Here is a 21,822-nt window from a genome sequence, read left to right as displayed (position 1 = left end):
ACGACGAACGAAGGGCAGATGCACCCCGACCGCACCTCCTCCACCCGCTTCCCCGTCCCCGTCGACGCCGCCCTGCGCGCCGCCGGCTGGCAACCCGGACGCTGGGACATCAAACAAGCCGAGATCTGGGCCGACGCCCTCCGCGACCACACCTCACCCGCCGGCCACCGCCACGCCGTCTTCCCCGCCGCCGTAGAAGCCTGGGCCGAATTCGGCGGGCTCACCATCACCCCCACCGGACCCGGCCGCCAGATCGCCCCCACCACACTCCACCTCGACCCCCTCCACGGCCTCCACCTCGCCCGCACCCTCGCCGACCTCGGCCGCGCCCTCGACACCGACGTCGCCCCCCTCGGCACCGAAACCGACACCCACTCCCTCCTCGCCATCGACGCCGCAGGCCGCGTCTACGCCCTCGACCACACCGGCGACTGGTACCTCGGCCCCGACATCGACCAAGCCCTCGGAGCCCTCACCGCCGGCATCGAGCCCCTCCGCCTCACCGCCGACTGACCCCCACACCCCCCACACGCACCACCACAGCCAGGACCACCACAGCCAGGACCACCGCAGACAGGACCACCCCGGCCCGGGCTACCCGGCCGGAATCACCGCCGACACCCGAAAACCCCCCGCCTCCGTCGGCCCCGACACAAACACCCCACCCAACGCCACCACCCGCTCCTTCATCCCCACCAACCCATTACCCCCCGACGGCAACCGCGCCGCCGACGCCGACCCCGCCTCCGCCGGCGGACCGTTCTCCACCTGCATCGCGATCTCCGCCACCCGATGCGCCAACCGCACATGCGCCTTCGCACCCGCCGCATGCTTGTGAACGTTCGTCAACGCCTCCTGCACCACCCGATACGCCGTCTGCTCCACCTCCGGCGCATACGACCGCACCTCCCCCTCCACCGACAACTCCACGACCATCCCCGCAGCCGCCGACTGCCCCACCAACTCCTCCAACTCCTCCAGACAAGGCCCCTCCCCCTCCTCCACCACAGCCCTGGTCACTTCCACCGCCACCAACGACACGGACGCCGACGCCGACCGCTCCCCCGAGCCACCGCTGCGCAACACCCCGAGCATCTCCCGCAGCTCCGTCAACGCCTGCCGCCCCATGTCACCCACCAAGGCCGCATTCCGCACCGCCTTCTCAGGGTCCTTCCGCGCTACGGCCTGCAACGCCGCGGCATGCACCACCATCAGGCTCACCCGATGCGCGACCACGTCATGCATCTCCCGCGCGATCCGGGTCCGCTCCTCACCGCGCGCCCACTCCGCCCGCTCCTCCGCCCGCTCCGCGAGCAGCTGCAACTCCCGCTCCAGACTGTCCGCCCGCTCCCGCAAGCTCTCCATCAGCCGCCGCCGGGCCCCGACGTACATCCCCAGCAGCAGCGGCGGCGCGGTCAGCCCGAGCGACGTCGTGATCGCGGCGAACGGAACAAACCAATCCCCCAGCGTCAAAGACCCCCGGTTCATGCTCTGCCGCACCTGCACGAACGTCACGATCAACGTGCCCACCAACTGCATCCCCGCCAACGAGGCGATGATCCGCCGAGGCAGCTCCGACGCGGCGAGCGTGTACAGCCCCACGATCCCCATCAGGAAGCCCATCTGGGCCGGCGTGATCGCGATCGCCACCAGCACCACAGCGATGGGCCACTTCCGCCGCACCACCAACACCGACCCGGCGAGCAACCCGAAAACGACGCCCACCGCCACCGGAATCCCCGCGTCCCGTGCGAACGGAACCCCCTCCACCACACACTCCACGGCGGACACGAGCCCCAGGCTCCAGTCGAACGCCGCGCTACGCCATCTGGTCCACCACCACGGCCCTCCCAGGGCCGCCGTGTCCTCATCCCCCGTCGTGGTCATGCCTCCAGCCTACGGGCGCACCCCCCGGCTTTTCCGGCGACTTTCCCCGACCGGCCCCCACCACACCCCATAACCGAACGGCATCGAAACCCACCGGTATCCCTCGAACTGCTGAACCAGCCCCGTTCGACACCGGAATCAGCCATTCCGCCCGGACGGTATGCGTATGGCACATTCTCATGGCAAGTACGCGGACTTCGAGACACTCCGGGAGCGGGCGGTGACCTTGCGGCGCGAGGGCCTCAGCCTTCGGCAGATCCGCGACGAGCTCCAGGTGCACAACAAGGACACCCTCCAACGCCTCGTCGAGGGTGAGCCACCCCCGGAGTGGACGAAACGCCCGCGAGCGAAGGACGACCTCCGGGAGCGAGCAAGGGAGCTGCGACAGCAGGGCTGGACGTACAACCAGATCCAGGCGGAACTGGGGTGCTCGAAGAGTTCGGTGTCACTTTGGGTGCGGGATCTTCCGTTTCCGGAGCGGCCGCGCCCCTCAGACACGACGGCGGCGCGACGCGGGGTGCAGCAAGCGGTCGAGAACCGCACTGTGGCGCGGGAAGAGCTGAGGACCAAGGCGTGCGCGGAAATCGGGTCTATCACGCCCCGCGAACTGTTCCTGGTGGGCGTCGGGCTCTACTGGTCCGAGGGAGCGAAGGCGAAGCCCGGCTCCAACCGGCGCGTCATTTTCGTGAACAGCGACCCCAACATGATCAGGCTGTTTTTGGCTTGGCTCGACCTGCTTGGCGTGGAACTGGAACACCGGCGGTTCTCCGTCAACATCCACGAATCCGCAGACGTGCCGAGAGCCGAGGCCTACTGGGCAGACCAGGTCGGCATCAAGGTCGACGACCTCCTGAAGACGACCCTCAAGAGACATAACCCCAAGACCAACCGGACCAACGTCGGAGAGGGTTACTACGGGTGCCTTCGGGTGGCCGTGCTGCAAAGTGCTGACCTACACCGTCGCATCGAAGGCTGGTGGTACGGCATAGTAGGAGCTGTCCGTCCGGACGACCTGTCGAACCGGACATAAGGGCGATCCCGGGTCGTCTAAGGGCAGGACAGCGTCTTTTGGTGTCGCTTATGGAGGTTCGAATCCTTCCCCGGGAGCCCCAGTGAACGTGGGCCCTGACAGCACTGTCAGGGCCCGCTCTCATGTCCCCCCAGAAACGCCCCGGTATCCTTCGGATGTCCCACCTCACTCCACAGCCGAAGGGCAACTTCCGTGAGCGCCAATCGCCCGGCAGCCGTCGTCGTTCTCGCAGCGGGTGAGGGCACCCGTATGAAGTCGGCCATACCGAAGGTTCTCCACGAGATCTGCGGCCGCAGCCTCGTGGGCCATGTGCTGGCCGCCGCCCGCGAACTGAACCCCGAGAACCTGGTCGTCGTCGTGGGGCACGCCCGCGAGAAGGTCACCGCGCACCTCGCCGAGGTCGACGCCGCCGTACGCACCGCCGTGCAGGAGGAGCAGAACGGCACCGGGCACGCCGTCCGGATGGGTCTTGAGCAGCTCGGTGGGAGCGTGGACGGGACGGTCGTGGTCGTCTGCGGTGACACCCCGCTGCTGACCGGCGCGACTCTCGCCCGGCTGGCCGCGACGCATCAGGCGGACGGCAACGCGGTCACCGTGTTGACCGCCGAGGTGCCGGACGCGACCGGGTACGGGCGGATCGTGCGGGACGACGCCTCGGGTGCCGTCACCGCGATCGTCGAGCACAAGGACGCGTCCGCGGCCGTACTGGCGATCCGTGAGATCAACTCCGGGGTGTTCGCGTTCGACGGGGCGCTGCTCGCGGACGCGCTGAAGAAGGTGCGGACGGACAACAGTCAGGGCGAGGAGTACCTGACCGACGTCCTCGGGATACTCCGCGAGGCCGGTCACCGCGTCGGTGCGTCCGTCGCCGCCGATCACCGTGAGATCGCCGGTATCAACAACCGGGTGCAGCTGAGTGAGGCCCGTCGGATTCTGAACGAGCGGCTGTTGACCGCTGCCATGCTGTCCGGTGTCACCGTCATCGACCCGGCCACGACCTGGGTCGACGTGACCGTGACGTTCGAGCAGGACGCCGTCGTCCACCCGGGTACGCAGCTGCACGGTTCCACGCACATCGGCGAGGGTGCGGAGGTCGGTCCCAACAGCCGGCTGAGGAACACGGTCGTCGGTGCGGGTGCGCGGGTCGACAACACCGTTTCGGACAGCGCGCGCGTCGGGCCGAACGCGAGCGTCGGGCCGTTTGCCTATCTGCGTCCCGGTACCCGTCTCGCGGCGAAGGGCAAGATCGGCACGTTCGTGGAGACGAAGAACGCCTCCATCGGCGAGGGGACGAAGATTCCGCATCTGTCGTATGTGGGTGACGCGACGATCGGTGAGTACAGCAACATCGGTGCGGCGAGCGTGTTCGTGAACTACGACGGGGAGAGCAAGCATCACACCACGGTCGGCTCGCACTGCAAGACGGGGTCGGACAACATGTTTGTGGCTCCTGTCACGGTCGGGGATGGCGCGTACACCGCCGCCGGGTCCGTGATCACGAAGGATGTGCCGCCCGGTTCGCTGGCCGTGGCCCGTGGTCAGCAGCGGAATATCGAGGGTTGGGTGGCTCGTAAGCGTCCGGGCAGCGCGGCGGCGAAGGCTGCGGAGGCGGCCTCTCGCCAGGAGGAAAGCGAGAGCTGACCGGAAACAGGTGCGTCGAACACGGCGTACCGTGATAAGTGCACATCCGCACCCCACCAGCTGAGACGGCCTCGTCGCGCCCAGTGGCGTGGTCTCTCGACATCCAGCTGAGACACCTCTGAGGAGACAGTGCTGTGACCGGGATCAAGACGACCGGCGAGAAGAAGATGATGTTCTTCTCCGGCCGCGCCCACCCCGAGCTTGCCGAGGAGGTCGCCCACCAGCTGGGTGTCGGGGTCGTCCCGACGAAGGCCTTCGATTTCGCCAATGGTGAGATCTATGTTCGTTATCAGGAGTCGGCGCGTGGTGCGGACTGTTTCCTGATCCAGAGCCACACGGCTCCGATCAACAAGTGGATCATGGAGCAGTTGATCATGATCGATGCGTTGAAGCGGGCTTCGGCGCGTTCGATCACGGTGATCGTGCCGTTCTACGGCTATGCGCGGCAGGACAAGAAGCACCGTGGTCGTGAGCCGATCTCGGCGCGGCTGATCGCGGACATGATGAAGACGGCGGGTGCGGACCGGATCCTGACGGTGGATCTGCACACGGATCAGATCCAGGGTTTCTTCGACGGCCCGGTGGATCATCTTTTCGCGCTGCCGCTGCTCGCGGACTACGTGGGCAGCAAGGTGGACCGTGCGAAGTTGACCGTGGTGTCGCCGGACGCGGGTCGGGTGCGGGTGGCGGACCGTTGGTGTGACCGGTTGGGTGCGCCGCTGGCGATCGTGCACAAGCGGCGTGACAAGGACGTGGCGAACCAGGTGACCGTCCATGAGGTGGTGGGCGAGGTCGAGGGTCGGGTGTGTGTCCTGGTCGACGACATGATCGACACGGGTGGCACGATCTGTGCGGCGGCCGACGCGTTGTTCGCGCACGGTGCGGAGGACGTCATCGTGACGGCGACGCACGGTGTGCTGTCGGGTCCGGCGGCGGATCGTCTGAAGAACTCGCAGGTGAGCGAGTTCATCTTCACGAACACTCTGCCGACTCCGGGTGAGCTGGAGGTGGACAAGATCACGGTGTTGTCGATCGCGCCGACGATCGCGAACGCGGTGCGTGAGGTGTTCGAGGACGGTTCGGTGACGAGTCTGTTCGACGAGCAGTAGGTCGGCCGGCCGCTGAGGCTGATCGATTTTTCTGTGGCCTCCCTGGCCGAGTAGACTGCTGCAGTTGCTCGGCGAGGGAGGCCGTCTTCGTTTTCCGTTCCGGATGGTTCGGGGTTCGGGGTGCGGTTGTCCGTTATCGACGCGCTCTTCGTAGCAGGCCGTTCGTGGCCGGGTGACCACGTTCCTACTACCTCTACGAGGAGTGATCATGTCCGAGGTCAAGATCTCCGCCGAGACCCGCAGCGAGTTCGGTAAGGGTGCGGCGCGTCGTATCCGCCGTGACAGCAAGGTTCCCGGTGTTCTCTACGGTCACGGTTCCGACCCGCTGCACCTCACGCTTCCGGGCCACGAGCTGCTGCTCGCGCTGCGTACGCCGAACGTCCTGATCGCGCTGGACATCGACGGCAAGACGAACGAGCTGGCGATCCCGAAGTCCGTGCAGCGTGACCCGATCAAGGGTTTCCTGGAGCACGTCGACCTGCAGCTGGTCAAGCGCGGCGAGACGGTCACGGTCGAGATCCCGGTGCACGCCGAGGGTGAGCTGGCGGCGGGTGGCAACCTGCTGGAGCACGTCCTGAACGCGCTTCCGGTCGAGGCCGAGGCCACGCACATCCCCGAGGCCGTCACGGTGTCGGTGGAGGGTCTGGAGGCCGGCGCGTCGGTTCTCGCGAAGGACATCACCCTGCCGAAGGGCACCAAGCTGGCCGTCGACGGCGAGACGGTCGTCCTGCAGATCCTGGCCGCGCAGGCGGAGGAGGCCCCGGAGGGCGAGGCCGCCGAGGGTGCAGAGTCCGCCGAGGCCTGATCCTCGAGCCTCAGTCGTTTGTCAGCCGTCGTCCCTTCGGTTTGAGGGGCGGCGGCTGGCGCGTATCAAGGAGACATGGACGTGACGACCGACGCCAATGCCCCCTGGTTGATCGTGGGCCTCGGCAATCCTGGTCCGGAGTACGCCATGAACCGGCACAACGTCGGGTTCATGGTGGCCGATCTGCTGGCCGAGCGGATCGGGGGGAGGTTCAAGCGGGCGGGGAAGGCGCAGGCGCAGGTCGTCGAGGGCCGGATCGGTCCGCCGGGGATGGGGAGCCGGCGGGTGGTGCTGGCGAAGCCGATGTCGTTCATGAACCTGTCGGGTGGTCCGGTGAACGCGTTGCGGGACTTCTACAAGGTGCCGGTGGCGAACATCGTGGCGGTGCATGACGAGCTGGACATCGATTACGGGGTGCTGCGGCTGAAGCTGGGCGGTGGGGACAACGGGCACAACGGGCTGAAGTCGATGACGAAGGCGATGGGCGCGGAGTACCACCGGGTGCGGTTCGGGATCGGGCGGCCGCCGGGGCGGATGCAGGTGGCGGACTTTGTGCTGAAGGATTTCTCGTCGGCGGAGCGCAAGGAGCTGGACTACTTCGTGGATCGGGCGGCGGATGCGGTGGAGGCGTTGGTGCTGGAGGGGTTGGAGCGGGCGCAAAGCACGTACAACTCCTGATTTGTCGCCCACTGAGGTTGACGGTTGCTTCGGGCATGGCCAATGATCCCGGCCATGCCTGCCACAGCAGCGTCGTCCCATCGCCGTCGGGGTTCGTCCCGTAGGCACTCGGTCAAGGGTTCTGCCTCGGGTTCGGTGGCCGTGTCGCGGTTCGGGCGGTTGGGGCGGCTTGCGGGGATGGGTGCGGTGGCGGTGCTGATCCTGGTCGCGGGGGTGTGGGGTTCCTGGGGGTCGGCTCAGCACGTGATGCTGACGAAGGGCCGGGAGCAGGGCACGGTCGAGGTGGCGCGGTGCGGTGAGGACACGTGTGTGGGGCCGTACACGCCGTTGTCGGCGGGTTCGACGGCACGCGCGCGCGTGGTGCTGGAGAAGTCGGTGGCCGTGCGTAAGGGGCGGACGTACACGGTGGTGCTCAAGCCGGACAGTGATGAGGCGGTGCGTTCGGGTCCTGCGGGGATTCTGTTCGCGTGGGTGCCGTTGGGCGGGGCGCTGCTGCTGGCGTCGGTGGTGGTGGCGGGCGGTCTGGGGCGGACCCGGGCGGGGTGGGTGCTGGCGGGGTCGGGGGTGGCGTTGTTGACGGCGGCGTTCGTGACGATTTGATCGTGTTCGGCGTTCTGTTTTGCTGTAGGGCGACCACATGTTGCCTGTTTGTGATTGACCGAGGGTCAGTGTTGGCAGGAGGCTGAGCCGCCCCCTCCACATCTTCCGTTTCATCACTCGAAGATGGACTGCCTCATGCGTATCTCCTCCCGCGTCGGCGCCCTGGCCGCCGTCGCTGCTGTCGCGGTGTTCGCCGCGCCCGTCGCCGCCCATGCCGCCCCGCCGGGGGACAACGGCGACGTGAAGATCCACAAGTCGACGACGAACGAGTTCGACGAGCGGAACGAGCCGCATGTCTGCTCGTTCTATCTGGACGCCTTCCACTTCGACGGCCTGGCGAAGGTGGACTGGCACATCGAGGCCTGGGCGCCGGGCGCCGACTCCAAGGGCGAGACGGTCAAGACCGGCTCGATCACCCTGGACGGCAAGGGCCACGGCCGTACCGAGGACCTGTCGTTGGCGGACGGACACTTCAAGCTGTTCTGGAACTTCGAGGGCGAGAAGGGGGCCGCGAAGCACAAGGAGTTCTGGACGGAGTGCGGGGACGAGGAGGGCGGCGGTGGCAGCTCGTCGTCCCCGTCTGCGTCCCCGTCCGGGTCTGCGTCGCCTTCTGGGTCTGCGTCGCCGTCGGGGTCGGCGTCCTCGTCCGCGTCCGCGTCCGCGTCCGCGTCTCCTTCGCCGAGCTCTTCGGTGTCGGCGTCGGTGGAGCCGTCGGGTTCCGCAGGGTCGACTCCGTCGTCGGCGGCCGGCCCGCAGGGCGGCGGCAGGCTCGCCGAGACGGGCAACGGTGCGCCGGTCGGCGCTCTGGCCGGTGTCGCGGCCGTGCTGCTCGGCGCGGGCGGTTACCTGGTGGTGCGGCGGCGCCGGGCCTGACGTACGGGTTGGACATGAGGGCGCCCCCGAGCTGGTTCGACGCTCGGGGGCGCCCTTGTGTCGTCGCGGCCGGCCTCAGCCGGTGTTGCGCAGGCCTGCCGCGACTCCGTTGACGGTGAGGAGCAGGGCGCGGGCGAGGAGCGGGTCGGGTTCGGCGCCGGCGGCTGCGGCGTCGCGCTGGCGCTTGAGGAGGGTGACCTGGAGGTAGGAGATGGGGTCGAGGTAGGCGTCGCGGATGGTGAAGGTCTGCTTGAGGACGGGGGTGCCGTCGAGCAGGTCCTTCTCGCCGGTGATCTTGAGGACTTCGGCGACGGTGCGGGCGTGTTCGGCCTTGATGGTGTCGAAGACGTGGCGGAGCTCGTCGGGGACGAGGGTGTCGACGTAGTGCTGGGCGATCCGCAGGTCGGTCTTGGCGAGGGTCATCTCGACGTTGGAGATGAAGTTCTGGAAGAAGTGCCATTGTTCGTGCATTTCGTCCAGGACGGTGTCGAGGCCGGCGTCGCGCAGTGCCTTGAGGCCGGAGCCGACGCCGTACCAGCCGGGGACGATCTGGCGGGACTGGGTCCAGCCGAAGACCCAGGGGATGGCGCGCAGGCCGTCGAGTCCGGCGCCGGAGTCGGGGCGGCGGGAGGGGCGGGAGCCGAGGTGGAGGTCGGCGAGCTGGTCGACGGGGGTGGAGGCGAAGAAGTAGGGCGGGAGGTCGGGGTCCTCGACGAGGGTGCGGTAGGCGGCGTGGGCGGCGTCGGAGACGACGTCCATGGCGGCGTCCCAGCGGGCGAGGGCCTCGTCGGACTGGCGGGGGGCGGTGTGCAGGGCGGAGGCCTGGAGGGTGGCGGCGACCGTGAGTTCCAGGTTCTCCCTGGCCAGGGAGGGGATGAGGTACTTGTCGGAGATGACTTCGCCCTGTTCGGTGACCTTGATCTCGCCTTCGAGGGTGCCCCAGGGCTGGGCGAGGATGGCGTCGTGGGAGGGGCCGCCGCCGCGGCCGACGGTGCCGCCGCGTCCGTGGAAGAGCCTGAGGCGTACTCCGTAGCGGTGGGCCACGTCGCGCAGGCGTCGTTGGGCTCGGTGGATCTCCCACTGCGAGGTGGTGATGCCGCCGAACTTCGAGGAGTCGGAGTAGCCGAGCATGACCTCCTGGACGTCTCCGCGCAGCGCCACGAGGCGGCGGTAGGAGGGGTCGGAGAGCATGTCTTCGAGGATGGTGTCGGCTGCCTTGAGTTCGTCGGTGGTCTCCAGGAGCGGCACGATGCCGATCTTGGCCCAGCCGGCGTGGAGGTCGATGAGTCCGGCCTCGCGGGCGAGTACGGCTGCGGCGAAGACATCGTCCGCGCCCTGGCACATCGAAATGATGTACGACTCGATGACCTCGGGTCCGAAGACGGCGAGGGCTCGCTTGATGGTGCCGAACACGCCGAGGGTCTTCTCGCCGGCCGCGTCGACGGGCGCGGGGGTGGGGGCGAGGGGCCTGCGTGACCTGAGTTCCTTGGCGAGGAGCTTGGTGCGGTACTCGCGGGGCATGTCGGTGTAGCGCCAGGATTCCTCGCCGAGGCGGTCGAAGAGCTGGCCGAGGGCGTGGTGGTGGGCGTCGGCGTGTTCGCGGACGTCCATGGTGGCGAGCTGGAGGCCGAAGGCGGCGAGGGTGCGGATGGTGCGGTTCATGCGGCCGTCGGCGAACAGGCCTCCCTTGTGCTCGCGCAGGGAGGTCTGGATGAGGGTGAGGTCGCTGAGGAGTTCGCTGGTGCCGAGGTAGTCGTGGCCAGGGTTGTGGGGGGTGCCCTTGGCGAGGCGCTGCTTGGTGTTCTCCAGCTTCTGGCGGATGCAGGTGGCCTTGAGGCGGTAGGGCTCCTCGGCGTTGAGGCGCTTGTAGCGGGGGCTGATCTCAGGCAGTAGCTCGAGGTCGCCCTTGAGGGATTCGAGGAGTTCCTCGGTGGCTCCGGTGTAGCGGATGGAGTTGGAGAGGAAGCCGCGGAGTTCGTCGATCGTCTCCAGGGCGTCGTTGATGCCGTGTTCGTGCTGGAGGATGAGGACGTCCCAGGTCACGGCGGGGGTGACGTTGGGGTTGCCGTCGCGGTCGCCGCCGATCCAGGTGCCGAAGGTGAGGGGGCGGGTGTCGTCGGGGACCTTGACGCCGACGCGTTCCAGTTCCGCGGTCAGGTCCTCCAGGACGTCGCCGACGGCGTTCGCGTGGAGTTCGTCGAGGTAGTAGATGGCGTTGCGGGCCTCGTCGGCGGGTTCGGGGCGGACGACGCGGAGTTCGTCGGTCTGCCAGACGAGGTCGATGTTCTCGGCGAGGCGGGTGTCGTGGCGGCGGCGGTCGGACTCGATGACGGGGGTCTCCAGGAGCGCGGCGATGCGCCGGAGCTTGTTGAGTACCGAGCGGCGTGCGGCTTCGGTGGGGTGTGCCGTGAAGACGGGGCGGACGTTGAGGTGGCGGACCGTCTGGTGGACGTGTTCGGGGTCGGCGTCCTTGAGGCGGTCGGCGGTGCGGGCGAGGAGGCCGCCCTCGGCGGCGCGGCGTTCGCGCAGTTCGCGGCCTCGGTGGACCTGTTCGGTGACGTTGGCGAGGTGGAAGTAGGTGGAGAACGCGCGGACCAGCTTGGCCGCGGTCTCCAGTTCGATTCCACGCAGCAGTTCGGCGGCGGCTTCGCCGTCCTCTCGGGTGAGGCGGCGGACCTTTTCGACCAGGTCGAGGAGCTCGGGGCCCTCTTGCCGGACGAGGGTCTCGCCGAGGAGGTCACCCAGTCGGCGGATGTCGGCGCGCAACTCGGTGCTGGTGGTTGCGGTGGCCTGGCCAAGGTCGTCGGCACTGCTCACAGGTGCGGCTCCTTGCAGTGTTGAAGCTCGTCCGGGAGGGAACTAAACAGAGCGGACGGCGCTGTCCGACCGTCTCCAAGGATAGTTCCCGGGGGGACGCGCAGGTTGGCGGGCTCTTGCCGCCGGGCAGTGCACTGCCATACTTACGATGCCGTAGGTTACGGAACCGTAGGAAACAGCCCTTGGTTCCGTCGGTGCGGCATCTCCCTCAATCCCAGACCCCCCAGGGGACGCGCATGACCACAGGCTCCAACGTGATCGAAGACCCTTCCCAGGCACCCGACGGCAGCCCTACCCCCTCGGCCACGCTGGGTGGCGAGCAGAAGCGTTCGATCGAGCAGATCTCGCTGCTGATCTTCATCATCGTCCCGTTCCTGGCGGTGCTGGCGGCGGTGCCACTGGCGTGGGGCTGGGGGGTCAGCTGGCTGGACATCGGCCTGCTGGTCTTCATGTACTTCCTGGGGTGCCACGGCATCACGATCGGCTTCCACCGGTACTTCACGCATGGTTCGTTCAAGGCGAAGCGGCCGCTGCGGATCGCGCTGGCGGTCATGGGGTCGATGGCGGTGGAGGGGCCGCTGGTGCGCTGGGTGGCGGATCACCGCAAGCACCACAAGTTCTCCGACGCGGAGGGTGACCCGCATTCGCCGTGGCGGTTCGGGGAGACGGTTCCCGCCCTGATGAAGGGCCTGTGGTGGGCGCATATCGCATGGATGTTCGACGAGGAGCAGACGCCGCAGGAGAAGTACGCGCCGGATCTGATCAAGGACCCGGCGATCCGTGCGGTCTCGCGGCAGTTCGTGTTCTGGACGATCCTGTCGCTGGCGCTGCCGCCGCTGGTGGGCGGACTGGTGACGATGTCCTGGTGGGGCGCGTTCACGGCGTTCTTCTGGGGTTCGCTGGTGCGGGTGGCGCTGCTGCACCACGTCACCTGGTCGATCAACTCGATCTGTCACGCGGTCGGCAAGCGGCCGTTCAAGTCGCGGGACCGGTCGGGCAACGTGTGGTGGCTGGCGGTGCTGTCGTGCGGCGAGTCCTGGCACAACCTGCACCACGCCGACCCGACGTCGGCGCGGCACGGCGTGATGCGCGGGCAGGTGGACTCCTCCGCCCGCTTCATCCGGTGGTTCGAGATGCTCGGGTGGGCGTACGACGTGCGCTGGCCGTCACGCTCGCGTATCGATTCGCGTCGCAACAGGGGTGAGGACGGCTCCCGACAGGGGAAGGCGACCGCTGAGGCGGCATGATTGACGGTGTGGCGACCGACTCCAGCAGTACCTCCAGTCCCAGCAGTGACGCGAAGCCGCGGCGCGCGCGACGCACCCGGATGACAGGGGCGGAGCGTCGGCAGCAGTTGCTGGAGATCGGTCGCACCCTGTTCGCGGCGAAGGGCTTCGAGGGCACGTCGGTGGAGGAGATCGCGGCGAAGGCCGGGGTGTCCAAGCCGGTGGTGTACGAGCACTTCGGCGGCAAGGAGGGGCTGTACGCGGTCGTGGTGGACCGGGAGATGCGCCGTCTGCTGGACATGGTCACGTCGTCGTTGACGGCGGGCCATCCGCGCGAGCTCCTCGAACAGGCGGCGTTCGCACTCCTGGACTACATCGAGGAGTACACGGACGGTTTCCGCATCCTGGTCCGTGACTCGCCCATCCCCCAGTCCACCGGCTCTTTCGCGTCGCTGATCTCGGACATCGCCACCCAGGTGGAGGACATCCTGGGCCGCGAGTTCAAGAACCGCGGCTTCGACCCGAAGCTGGCCCCCCTCTACGCCCAGGCCCTGGTCGGCATGGTCGCCCTGACCGGCCAGTGGTGGCTGGACGTGCGCCGCCCGAAGAAGGCGGAGGTGGCGGCCCACCTGGTCAACCTGTCCTGGCACGGCCTGGACGGCCTGGAGGCCAAGCCGCACCTGATAGGACGCCGCAAGGCGTAACTCGCACCGCCCGCACGGCAGCGAGACGCACGCCTGAGGGACGCACGGCGCGAGGCCGTCGCCCTGTCGGCGACGGCCTCGCGGGCGGCCTTACTGTCATCCAGCGCGATCAGCGCTCTCAGTACCGCTCTCAGTGCTGCTCTCAGTGCTGCTCTCGGCGGGACTGTCAGTGCTTGAAGACGTCCTTCCCCTTCTCCTTGGCCTGGCGGGCGTCGCCCTTCGACTGGCCGGCGCGGCCCTTGGCCTCCATCCTCATGTCGCCCGCCGCGCGGCCGACCACCTCCTTGGCCTTGCCCTTGACCTGCTCCTTCTTGGCCTTGGCCTTCTGGTCCTTCGCCACCGTGTATCCCTCCCAGCAGCATCGCCACATCCGACTTCGATGCCACCCCGAGTGGCCTTGTGCACCCCGGTTCAAACACCGGCTCAGGCGCTCTTCGTCGCCACCGCGAACAGGCGGCGGAACGGCAGGACAGTGCCGTACTCGGCGCTCGGGTAGGCCGTGCGGAGCAGGTCGCGGTATTCGGTGACGAAGGCGTCCCGGGCCTCGGGGTCGTCGGCGAGGGCGTCGAGGGCGGGGCGCAGGCCGGTGCCCTTGACCCAGTCGAGGACGGGGTCGTCGCCGGTGAGGACGTGGAAGTACGTGGTCGTCCAGACGTCGGTCTCGCAGCCGAGGCGGGCGAGGCGGTCGAGGTAGACGGCGGGGGCGTGCACGGAGTCCTCGTGGCGCAGCACGTCGCCGAGGCGGTCCTTCCAGCGGGGCGTGTCGCCGAGTTCGCGCATGAGGGCGTGCAGGGGCGCGTCGATGTTGTGGGGGACCTGGAAGGCGAACGTGCCGCCGGGGGCGAGGCCGTCCAGCCAGCCGGCGAAGGCGTCGAGATGACCGGGCACCCAGTGCAGGGCGGCGTTGGACACGAGCAGGTCGTACGTCTCCTGCGGCGCCCAGACAGCGAGGTCGGCGTACGCGAAGTCGAGGCCCGCGCCGGCGTGCGCTGCCGCGTCGGCGAGCATCTGGGGCGAGTTGTCGTAGCCGGTGATGCGGGCGGCGGGCCAGCGGTCGGCGAGGACGGCGGTGACATTGCCGGGGCCGCAGCCGAGGTCCCCGATCCGGGGCGGGTCGCCGGGCAGGTCGGGGACGCGGGCGAGGAGGTCGGCGAAGGGGCGGGCGCGGTGGCCGGCGTGACGCAGGTACTGGGCGGGGTCCCAGGAAGGGTTGGTCGTCGTCATGCCTCATACCTTCCCGCCCAATCTCTCTTGATGTCAAGAGACTTGATCTCAAGGGACTTACTATCAAGAGACTCGACATCAAGAGACTTCATGTCGACACAACCACTACACTGATCGTCATGGAGGACGAGGTCGATCGGCTGGTCGCAGCGTGGCGCCGGGAGCGCCCGGACCTCGACGTGGAGCCGCTGGAAGTACTCAGCCGGGTGAGCAGACTGGCCCGGCACCTGGATCGTGCCCGTCGGCTGGCGTTCTCCGAGCACCAGCTGGAGCCCTGGGAGTTCGACGTCCTGACGGCGCTGAGGCGCGCGGGTGCGCCGTATCAGCTCTCGCCGGGGCAGTTGCTCACGCAGACCCTCGTCACGTCGGGCACGATGACGAACCGCATCGACCGGCTCACGAAGAAGGGCCTGGTGGAGCGGCTGCCCGACCCGAGCGACCGGCGCGGTGTGCTGGTCCGCCTCACGGACGACGGCAAGGACCGCGCCGATCAGGCGCTCGCCGGACTGCTCGACCAGGAGCGGGCGATCCTGGCCGAGCTCTCACACGCGCAGCGCGGCGAACTGGCCGCCCTGCTACGCCAGTTGACCGCCCCGTTCGACAACATCCCCGGCTAGGTCCACGGGTCCGACGCCGGCCCGGCGGGCGAGGGCGACCGCGGCGAGGGTGGAGTGGACGCCGAGTTTGCCGAGGACGTTCTGCATATGGGTGCGGACGGTGTGCGGGGACAGGAACAGGCGGTCGGCGACGGCCTTGCGGCCCAGTCCGGCGACCATGCAGCGCAGCACTTCGCGCTCCCTCGGCGTGAGGGACTCGACCAGGCGTTCGCTCTCGGTGCGGTGCTTGCGGGCGGCCGTCAACTCGCGCAGGACGCCGGTGAGCAGGGCGGGCGGGAGGTGGGTCTCCTCGCGCAGCACGCCCCGGATGACCGTCAGCAGCCGCGACAGCGAGCAGTCCTTGGCCACCCAGCCGGACGCCCCGGCCTGCAGCGCGAGGGCCGCGCGGCGCGCGTCGTCCTTCTCGGCGAGGACGACGATCCGGACGTGCGGCTGGGCGGTGCGCACGCCCGCGACCAGCGAGATCCCGTCGACGAGCCCGTCCTCACCCACCTCCTGCACGGGCACCGCGGGCCGTATGCCGGGCAGGGCGCCGCCCAGATCGGCGTCGACGAGCAGCACGTCGTACCGGCGCCCTTCGGCGGCCGCGCGCTCCAGGCTGCGCAGCGCCGCCGGGCCGCTGCCGGCCGCGGACACGTCCACGTCGGGCTCGGCCGCCAGCGCCGCGGCGAGCGACTCGGCGAAGATACGGTGGTCGTCGACGACCAGGACTCGGATGCGAACCACGAAACCCCCTTCCCCAAGCTCCTTGACAGAGCAGGGGATACCCCAAGGCCCGGAAACGGAGAACGGAGACCTGCGCGGGTACGACGCCCGAAGAGGGCGCCAGGACCGCACGGCCGCCGCCGTGCAGAGACTGCTACCCCCACCGCGGGCGTCGTACCCGACTGTCTCGCCCCCTGATCGGCACCGGCCCCCACCGGTGCTGTTCACAGGGTAGGCCCGCGGGCTGACAGGGGAAGGAAAATTGCAGAACTGATTGGCCGCGGCGTTTATGGTGAGCCGCATGTTTCGTCTTGAGACAGAAGTCGACAGGACCCGACGCGATCTTCTCCGTTCGCGGCTCCTGGAGACCAATACCGAGGCCTCCCCCACACTGCGCGCCCTGCGCGGCACGCCGGCCGAGCGCGAGTCGCCGCTCCATGTGTGGGCCACCGGCCCCGGGGGTGATCTCGCCGGCGGTCTGGTCGGCCACACCTGGACGACGTGGCTGCACGTCAGCTATCTGTGGGTCGACGCCCCGCACCGGGGCACGGGCCTGGGCAGCCGCCTCCTCGCGCAGGCGGAACGCGTCGCCGCCGAGGAACGGGGCTGCGACCGCGTACGCCTGGAGACCTGGGACTTCCAGGCGCCGGAGTTCTACAGACGGCAGGGCTACGACGTGGTGTGCGTGATCGAGGACTACCCGCCGGGCATCACGGAGTACACGCTGACGAAGCGACTCGGGTAGGACGACCCCGGGTAAGGGCCGGAAACGGGGAGAGGCCGAAAACGGGAAGGGGCGGTGGGGGCGAAACCCTTACGGGTGCCCCCACCGCCCCACCGGGCCTGCTCAGTTCACGCGTCGTGCCCCCGCCGCGGGCACCGCCTCGAACACCCTCGGCGCCTTGAAGTCCGCGGCGGCGAACGCCTCTTCGACGGCCTTGGTGAGGGTTTCGACGTCGGTCGCCTCGGCCAGGACGATCGCCGAGCCGCCGAAGCCGCCGCCCGTCATGCGCGCGCCGAGGGCGCCGTTCGCAAGGGCGGTGTCGACGACGAGGTCCAGCTCGGGGCAGGACACCTGGAAGTCGTCCCGCAGGGAGGCGTGGCCGGCCGTCAGGACCGGGCCGACGGCGCGGGTGTCGCCGCCCGACTCCAGGAGGGCGACGACCTGCTCCACCCGCTGGTCCTCGGTCACCACGTGCCGGACCAGGCGGCGCACCTCCTCCTCGTCGCCGAGCCGGGCCAGGGCCGCGTCCAGGTCGGCGTAGGGGATGTCCCGCAGGGCGTCGACGCCGAGCAGCGCGGCGCCCTTCTCGCAGCCCGCCCGGCGCTTGCCGTACTCGCCGCCGCTGTGGGCGTGTGTGACCTGGGTGTCGACGACCAGCAGGCGCAGTCCTTCGGCGGCCAGGTCGAGGGGGATCTGCTTCTGGGAGAGGTCGCGGGTGTCGAGGAACAGCGCGTGGCCGGCCTCGCAGCACGCGGACGCCGTCTGGTCCATGATGCCGGTGGGGGCGCCGACGTAGACGTTCTCGGCGCGCTGGCACAGGCGGGCCAGCTGCCAGCGCTGCAGCCCGAGCTCGTACAGGTCGTTGAGCGCGAGGGCGACGACGACCTCCAGGGCCGCCGAGGACGACAGGCCCGCGCCCGACGGGACCGTCGAGGACAGGTGGATGTCGGCGCCGGTGACGGCGTGGCCGGCTTCGCGCAGCGCCCAGACGACGCCGGCCGGGTACGCCGTCCAGGCGTCGTCGGACTCGGGCGTCAGCTCGTCCAGGCGGAGTTCGGCGACGCCGGTGTCGAGGTCGGCCGAGTGCAGGCGCAGCAGGCCGTCCTCGCGCCGTGAGACCGCCGCAACGGCGTGGTGCGGCAGCGCGAAGGGCATCACGAAGCCGTCGTTGTAGTCGGTGTGCTCACCGATGAGGTTGACGCGGCCGGGTGCCGCCCAGACGCCTTCGGGTTCGGCCCCGTACAGCCGGACGAACCCCTCGCGCACTTCCTGTGCCCCCACTACCGCTCCCTTGCTGCACTGCTTGCGATGTGCTGCGCGAACTCCCACGCGTCCGCGACGATACCCGCGAGATCCGCGCGGGACGGGTTCCAGCCCAGCTGCTCGCGGGCGGTGGCCGCCGAGGCGACCAGGACGGCCGGGTCGCCGCCGCGGCGCGGGGCCATGACCTCGGGGATCGGGTGGCCGGTGACCTGGCGGACGGTCTCGATGACCTCGCGGACGGAGAAGCCGTTGCCGTTGCCGAGGTTGCAGATGAGGTGTTCGCCCGGCTTGGCGGCGGCGACGGCGAGGAGGTGGGCCTCGGCGAGGTCGGCGACGTGGATGTAGTCGCGGATGCAGGTGCCGTCCGGGGTCGGGTAGTCGTCGCCGAAGACGGAGATGGCCTCGCGGCGGCCCTGCGCGACCTGGAGGACGAGCGGGATGAGGTGCGACTCGGGGTCGTGCCGTTCGCCCTGCGCGCCGTAGGCGCCGGCCACGTTGAAGTACCGGAGGGAGACGGCGCCGAGCCCGTGCGCGGTGGCCTCGCCGGTGATCATGTGGTCGACGGCGAGCTTGGAGGCGCCGTAGGGGTTGGTCGGCTTCGTGGGCGCGGTCTCGACGATCGGGACCTGCTCCGGCTCGCCGTAGGTGGCGGCCGTGGAGGAGAAGACAAGCTTGCGCACGCCCGCCTCGCGCATGGCGCCGAGCAGGGCCATGGTGCCGCCGACGTTGTTGTCCCAGTACTTCTCGGGCTTGACGACGGACTCGCCGACCTGCGAGAACGCGGCGAAGTGGAGGACGGCGTCGAAGGAGGGGTCGAGCCACTTGCGGGCGTCGCGGATGTCACCCTCGATGAACGAGGCGTCCGCCGGGACGCCCTCGCGGAAGCCGGTGGAGAGGTTGTCGAGGACGACGACCTCGTGGCCGGCCTCCAGCAGGTGCTGGGCGACGACACTGCCGACGTACCCCGCGCCGCCGGTGACCAGGTACTTCCCGCTCATGAACTCGCTACCTCTCGCAGTCGCTGTGCCGCGGCCTCCGGCCGGATGTCGTTGATGAACACGTTCATGCCGGATTCGGAGCCCGCGAGGAACTTCAGCTTGCCGGAAGTGCGGCGGATGGTGAAAAGCTCGAGGTGGAGCCCGAAGTCGTCCCGGTTGACGCCCTCGAACTCCTCCAGCGCGCCGAACGGCGCCTGGTGCCAGGCGGCGATGTACGGCGTGGCCGGTTCACCTTCGCCGAAGATCCGGTCGAAGCGCCTCAACAGTTCCAGATACACCTTGGGGAACTCTGTGCGCGCGTCCTCGTCGAGGCCGAGCAGGTCGGGCACCCGGCGCTTGGGGTAGAGGTGCACCTCGTACGGCCAGTGGGCGGCGTACGGCACGAAGGCGACCCAGTGTTCACCCTCCAGGACGACCCGCTCGTCGGCGAGTTCACGCTCCAGGACGGCATCGAAGAGGTTCTCCCCGCCGGTGGCCTCCTTGTGCGCGGCGACCGAACGCAGCATCAGCGCGGTGCGGGGCGTGGTGAACGGGTAGGCGTAGATCTGCCCGTGCGGGTGACCCAGGGTCACACCGATCTCCGCGCCACGGTTCTCGAAGCAGAACACCTGTTCCACGGAGGGCAGATGCGACAGCTCGGACGTCCGGTCCGTCCACGCGTCGAGGACGAGCCGCGCCTGCTCCTCGGTGAGGTCGGCGAAGGACGCGTTGTGGTCGGAGGTGAAGCAGACCACTTCGCAGCGCCCGGAGTCGCCGGCCAGGGAGGGGAAACGGTTCTCGAAGACGACGACGTCGTACGACGAGTCCGGGATCTCGCTCAGCCGGTCGCCCTGCGAGGGGCAGAGCGGGCACTCGTCGGCCGGCGGGTGGTACGTGCGCCCCTGCCGGTGGGAGGCCACGGCGATGGAATCGCCGAGGAGCGGGTCCCGTCGTACCTCCGAAGTGGTGACCGTGCGGTCCAGCGGCCGCTTGTCCACCGCGTCGCGCACCAAGTCGTCCCGCTGGTCGTAGTAGATCAGCTCACGACCGTCGGCCAAGCGGGTCGAGGTCTTCTTCACCGCGACTCTCCATCCGTACCTCAGGCCCGCGGGCCTGGCTCAGTACACCTAGCGAAGCTTCAAACAGAATCAAACACATAAAACCATAAACCCCCACGCCTGTCACCACCACAACCAAACAAAGAACACCAAGCGAAGTGAGCAGTGCATGCGAACCCCCACAGAAACGGTACATACGGCAGCACAGCTGGCGGCAGAGCTGCGGCTGCCTACGAACTGGCTCGACTACACGATCCTCGGCATCTACTTCGTCGTGGTCCTGGGCATCGGCTTCGCCGCCCGCCGCTCGGTGAAGACCAGTCTCGACTTCTTCCTCTCCGGCCGCTCCCTGCCCGCCTGGATCACGGGCCTCGCGTTCATCTCGGCCAACCTGGCCGCCACCGAGATCCTGGGCATGGCCGCGAACAGCGCGCAGTACGGGGCGTACACCGTCCACTGGTACTGGATCGGCGCGATCCCGGCGATGGTGTTCCTGGGCCTGGTGATGATGCCGTTCTACTACGGCAGCAAGGTCCGCTCGGTCCCGGAGATGCTGCTGCTGCGCTTCGACAAGGGGGCCCATCTGCTGAGCTCGGCCCTGTTCGCGTTCGCCGCGATCCTCATCGCCGGCGTGAACCTGTACGCGCTGGCGATCGTCGTCGAGGCGCTGCTGGGCTGGCCGCAGTGGGTGGCGATCGTGGTGGCGGGCTTCTTCGTCCTGGCGTACATCACGCTGGGCGGCCTGTCCTCGGCGATCTACAACGAGGTGCTCCAGTTCTTCGTGATCCTGGCGGCCCTCATCCCGCTGTCGGTGCTGGGCCTGAAGAAGGTGGGCGGCTGGGACGGCCTGAGCGACAAGCTGACCGCGACCCACGGAGACAACTTCGTCAGCGCGTGGGGCGGCACGGGCATCGGCAGCGCCAACCCGCTGGGCGCGAACTGGCTGACGATCGTGCTGGGGCTGGGCTTCGTCCTGTCGTTCGGCTACTGGACGACGAACTTCGCGGAGGTCCAGCGGGCCCTGTCGGCGAGGAACCTGTCGGCGGCGCAGCGCACTCCGCTCATCGCCGCGTACCCGAAGATCTTCATCGTGTTCCTGGTGATGATCCCGGGGCTGGTGGCGGCGGTGCTGGTGCCGAAGATCGGCACGGCCGGCTCCGACCTCCAGTACAACGACGCGATCCCGTACCTGATGGAGCAGCTCCTGCCGAACGGGGTACTGGGCATCGCGGTGACGGGTCTGCTGGCGGCGTTCATGGCGGGGATGGCGGCGAACGTGTCGTCGTTCAACACGGTGTTCACCAACGACATCTGGGCGAAGTACGTGGTGGTGGGGAGGGAGGACGCCTACTACGTCCGTTTCGGCCGTCTGATCACGGCGATCGGCGTGGCCGCGTCGGTGGGCACGGCGTTCCTGGCGTCGTCCTTCTCGAACATCATGAGCTATCTGCAGACGCTGTTCAGCTTCTTCAACGTCCCGATGTTCGTCGTCTTCATCGTCGGCATGTTCTGGAAGCGGGCGTCGAAGAAATCGGGGTTCTGGGGGCTGCTGGCCGGCACGACGGCGGCGATGGTCAACTACTTCGTCCTCTACAAGCAGGACGTCATCGGCATTCCCACCGACCAGGGCGCGAACTTCGTGTCGGCGATCGCGGGGTTCGTGGCGGGCGCGGTGGTGATGGTGGCGGTGTCGCTGTTCACCGCCCCGAAGCCGGACGAGGAACTGCAGGGCCTGGTGTACGGCACCGTCTCGCCCGGCATGGCCGAGCCGCCGGCTGCGGGCGACGACGCGTGGTACCGGCGGCCCGCGCTGCTGGGCTGGGGCGCGGTGATCCTGGCCGCCGCCTGCTACATCCCGTTCTCGATCTGAGCCCGTCGTCCGAG

General features: G+C 68.8%; 21 protein-coding genes and 1 tRNA gene. 14 read left to right on the top strand and 8 right to left on the bottom strand.

Annotated features, from left to right (window positions below; genetic code table 11):
• The first annotated feature begins 18 nt into the window (after positions 1-18).
• Positions 19-513, top strand: a complete 495-nt coding sequence (locus B5557_RS26370; protein ID WP_079661779.1) for an SUKH-3 domain-containing protein — start codon at positions 19-21, stop codon at positions 511-513.
• 81 nt (positions 514-594) lie between these two features.
• Here B5557_RS26370 and B5557_RS26365 read toward each other — a convergent pair whose 3' ends face one another.
• Positions 595-1,887: a sensor histidine kinase gene (locus tag B5557_RS26365; RefSeq protein WP_079661778.1), complete on the bottom strand. Its 1,293-nt coding sequence runs from the start codon at positions 1,885-1,887 to the stop codon at positions 595-597.
• Positions 1,888-2,053: 166 nt separating this feature from the next.
• Here B5557_RS26365 and B5557_RS26360 point away from each other — a divergent pair, with 166 nt between their 5' ends.
• The 8 genes from B5557_RS26360 (at position 2,054) to B5557_RS26325 (ending at position 8,623) form a co-directional block, all read left to right on the top strand.
• Entirely contained in the window at positions 2,054-2,917 is an 864-nt protein-coding gene (locus tag B5557_RS26360) for a hypothetical protein (protein WP_079661777.1), read from the top strand.
• 6 nt (positions 2,918-2,923) lie between these two features.
• Positions 2,924-2,994: transfer RNA gene (locus B5557_RS26355), tRNA-Gln, on the top strand.
• 115 nt (positions 2,995-3,109) lie between these two features.
• Positions 3,110-4,558, top strand: a complete 1,449-nt coding sequence (glmU, locus tag B5557_RS26350) for a bifunctional UDP-N-acetylglucosamine diphosphorylase/glucosamine-1-phosphate N-acetyltransferase GlmU (RefSeq protein WP_079661776.1) — start codon at positions 3,110-3,112, stop codon at positions 4,556-4,558.
• A gap of 134 nt (positions 4,559-4,692) precedes the next feature.
• Positions 4,693-5,667 carry a ribose-phosphate diphosphokinase gene (locus B5557_RS26345; RefSeq protein WP_079661775.1) on the top strand — a complete coding sequence of 325 codons (975 nt, stop codon included), beginning with the start codon at positions 4,693-4,695 and terminating at the stop codon, positions 5,665-5,667.
• Between the two features lie 208 nt (positions 5,668-5,875).
• The gene (locus B5557_RS26340) at positions 5,876-6,472 is read left to right on the top strand and encodes a 50S ribosomal protein L25/general stress protein Ctc (protein WP_079661774.1); all 597 of its coding nucleotides are present in this window, start codon (positions 5,876-5,878) and stop codon (positions 6,470-6,472) included.
• A gap of 75 nt (positions 6,473-6,547) precedes the next feature.
• Positions 6,548-7,150, top strand: a complete 603-nt coding sequence (gene pth / locus B5557_RS26335) for an aminoacyl-tRNA hydrolase (RefSeq protein WP_079661773.1) — start codon at positions 6,548-6,550, stop codon at positions 7,148-7,150.
• 42 nt (positions 7,151-7,192) lie between these two features.
• The gene (locus tag B5557_RS26330) at positions 7,193-7,750 is read left to right on the top strand and encodes a hypothetical protein (RefSeq protein WP_099936700.1); all 558 of its coding nucleotides are present in this window, start codon (positions 7,193-7,195) and stop codon (positions 7,748-7,750) included.
• A gap of 135 nt (positions 7,751-7,885) precedes the next feature.
• Complete coding sequence (locus B5557_RS26325) at positions 7,886-8,623, top strand: LPXTG cell wall anchor domain-containing protein (RefSeq protein ID WP_079661772.1); 738 nt, start codon at positions 7,886-7,888, stop codon at positions 8,621-8,623.
• A 75-nt stretch (positions 8,624-8,698) separates the two neighbouring features.
• Here the strand turns inward: B5557_RS26325 and ppc are convergent, their stop codons facing one another.
• The gene (ppc, locus tag B5557_RS26320; protein WP_079661771.1) at positions 8,699-11,440 is read right to left on the bottom strand and encodes a phosphoenolpyruvate carboxylase; all 2,742 of its coding nucleotides are present in this window, start codon (positions 11,438-11,440) and stop codon (positions 8,699-8,701) included.
• 236 nt (positions 11,441-11,676) lie between these two features.
• On the opposite strand from ppc, the gene B5557_RS26315 reads away from it, so the two are divergent.
• On the top strand, positions 11,677-12,687 hold the full coding sequence (locus B5557_RS26315; protein ID WP_079661770.1) for an acyl-CoA desaturase: 1,011 nt from the start codon (positions 11,677-11,679) through the stop codon (positions 12,685-12,687).
• Entirely contained in the window at positions 12,684-13,370 is a 687-nt protein-coding gene (locus tag B5557_RS26310) for a TetR/AcrR family transcriptional regulator (protein WP_079661769.1), read from the top strand. Before B5557_RS26315 ends, B5557_RS26310 begins: the two co-directional genes overlap by 4 nt.
• Before the next feature lie 166 nt (positions 13,371-13,536).
• Here the strand turns inward: B5557_RS26310 and B5557_RS26305 are convergent, their stop codons facing one another.
• Both B5557_RS26305 and B5557_RS26300 read right to left on the bottom strand, forming a co-directional pair.
• The gene (locus B5557_RS26305; RefSeq protein ID WP_443031272.1) at positions 13,537-13,740 is read right to left on the bottom strand and encodes a CsbD family protein; all 204 of its coding nucleotides are present in this window, start codon (positions 13,738-13,740) and stop codon (positions 13,537-13,539) included.
• Between the two features lie 53 nt (positions 13,741-13,793).
• Positions 13,794-14,594: a trans-aconitate 2-methyltransferase gene (locus B5557_RS26300; protein ID WP_079661768.1), complete on the bottom strand. Its 801-nt coding sequence runs from the start codon at positions 14,592-14,594 to the stop codon at positions 13,794-13,796.
• A 119-nt stretch (positions 14,595-14,713) separates the two neighbouring features.
• Here B5557_RS26300 and B5557_RS26295 point away from each other — a divergent pair, with 119 nt between their 5' ends.
• Positions 14,714-15,211, top strand: a complete 498-nt coding sequence (locus B5557_RS26295) for a MarR family winged helix-turn-helix transcriptional regulator (RefSeq protein ID WP_079661767.1) — start codon at positions 14,714-14,716, stop codon at positions 15,209-15,211.
• Here B5557_RS26295 and B5557_RS26290 read toward each other — a convergent pair.
• On the bottom strand, positions 15,170-15,937 hold the full coding sequence (locus B5557_RS26290; protein WP_079661766.1) for a LuxR C-terminal-related transcriptional regulator: 768 nt from the start codon (positions 15,935-15,937) through the stop codon (positions 15,170-15,172). The two genes, B5557_RS26295 and B5557_RS26290, sit on opposite strands and share 42 nt — an antisense overlap.
• Before the next feature lie 268 nt (positions 15,938-16,205).
• Here B5557_RS26290 and B5557_RS26285 point away from each other — a divergent pair, with 268 nt between their 5' ends.
• The gene (locus tag B5557_RS26285; RefSeq protein ID WP_173877860.1) at positions 16,206-16,661 is read left to right on the top strand and encodes a GNAT family N-acetyltransferase; all 456 of its coding nucleotides are present in this window, start codon (positions 16,206-16,208) and stop codon (positions 16,659-16,661) included.
• 102 nt (positions 16,662-16,763) lie between these two features.
• On the opposite strand, the gene galK is transcribed toward B5557_RS26285, so the two are convergent.
• Genes galK through galT form a run of 3 tightly spaced genes read right to left on the bottom strand, consistent with a single transcriptional unit; the run spans position 16,764 to position 19,959 of the window.
• On the bottom strand, positions 16,764-17,921 hold the full coding sequence (gene galK / locus B5557_RS26280) for a galactokinase (protein WP_079661765.1): 1,158 nt from the start codon (positions 17,919-17,921) through the stop codon (positions 16,764-16,766).
• A complete protein-coding gene (galE, locus tag B5557_RS26275; RefSeq protein ID WP_079661764.1) occupies positions 17,921-18,901 on the bottom strand; it encodes a UDP-glucose 4-epimerase GalE in 981 nt (326 codons plus the stop codon). The genes galK and galE overlap by 1 nt, the downstream gene beginning before the upstream one ends.
• Positions 18,898-19,959, bottom strand: coding sequence for a galactose-1-phosphate uridylyltransferase (galT, locus tag B5557_RS26270; protein WP_079661763.1), 1,062 nt, complete (start codon positions 19,957-19,959; stop codon positions 18,898-18,900). Before galT ends, galE begins: the two co-directional genes overlap by 4 nt.
• Before the next feature lie 148 nt (positions 19,960-20,107).
• Between galT and B5557_RS26265 the strand changes: the two genes are divergently transcribed.
• The gene (locus B5557_RS26265) at positions 20,108-21,808 is read left to right on the top strand and encodes a sodium:solute symporter family protein (protein ID WP_079661762.1); all 1,701 of its coding nucleotides are present in this window, start codon (positions 20,108-20,110) and stop codon (positions 21,806-21,808) included.
• Positions 21,809-21,822: the final 14 nt, after the last annotated feature.

The sequence above is a fragment of the Streptomyces sp. 3214.6 genome (genome assembly GCF_900129855.1).
GTDB lineage: Bacteria > Actinomycetota > Actinomycetes > Streptomycetales > Streptomycetaceae > Streptomyces > Streptomyces soliscabiei.
This window is presented reverse-complemented; position numbering and strand designations above follow the sequence as displayed.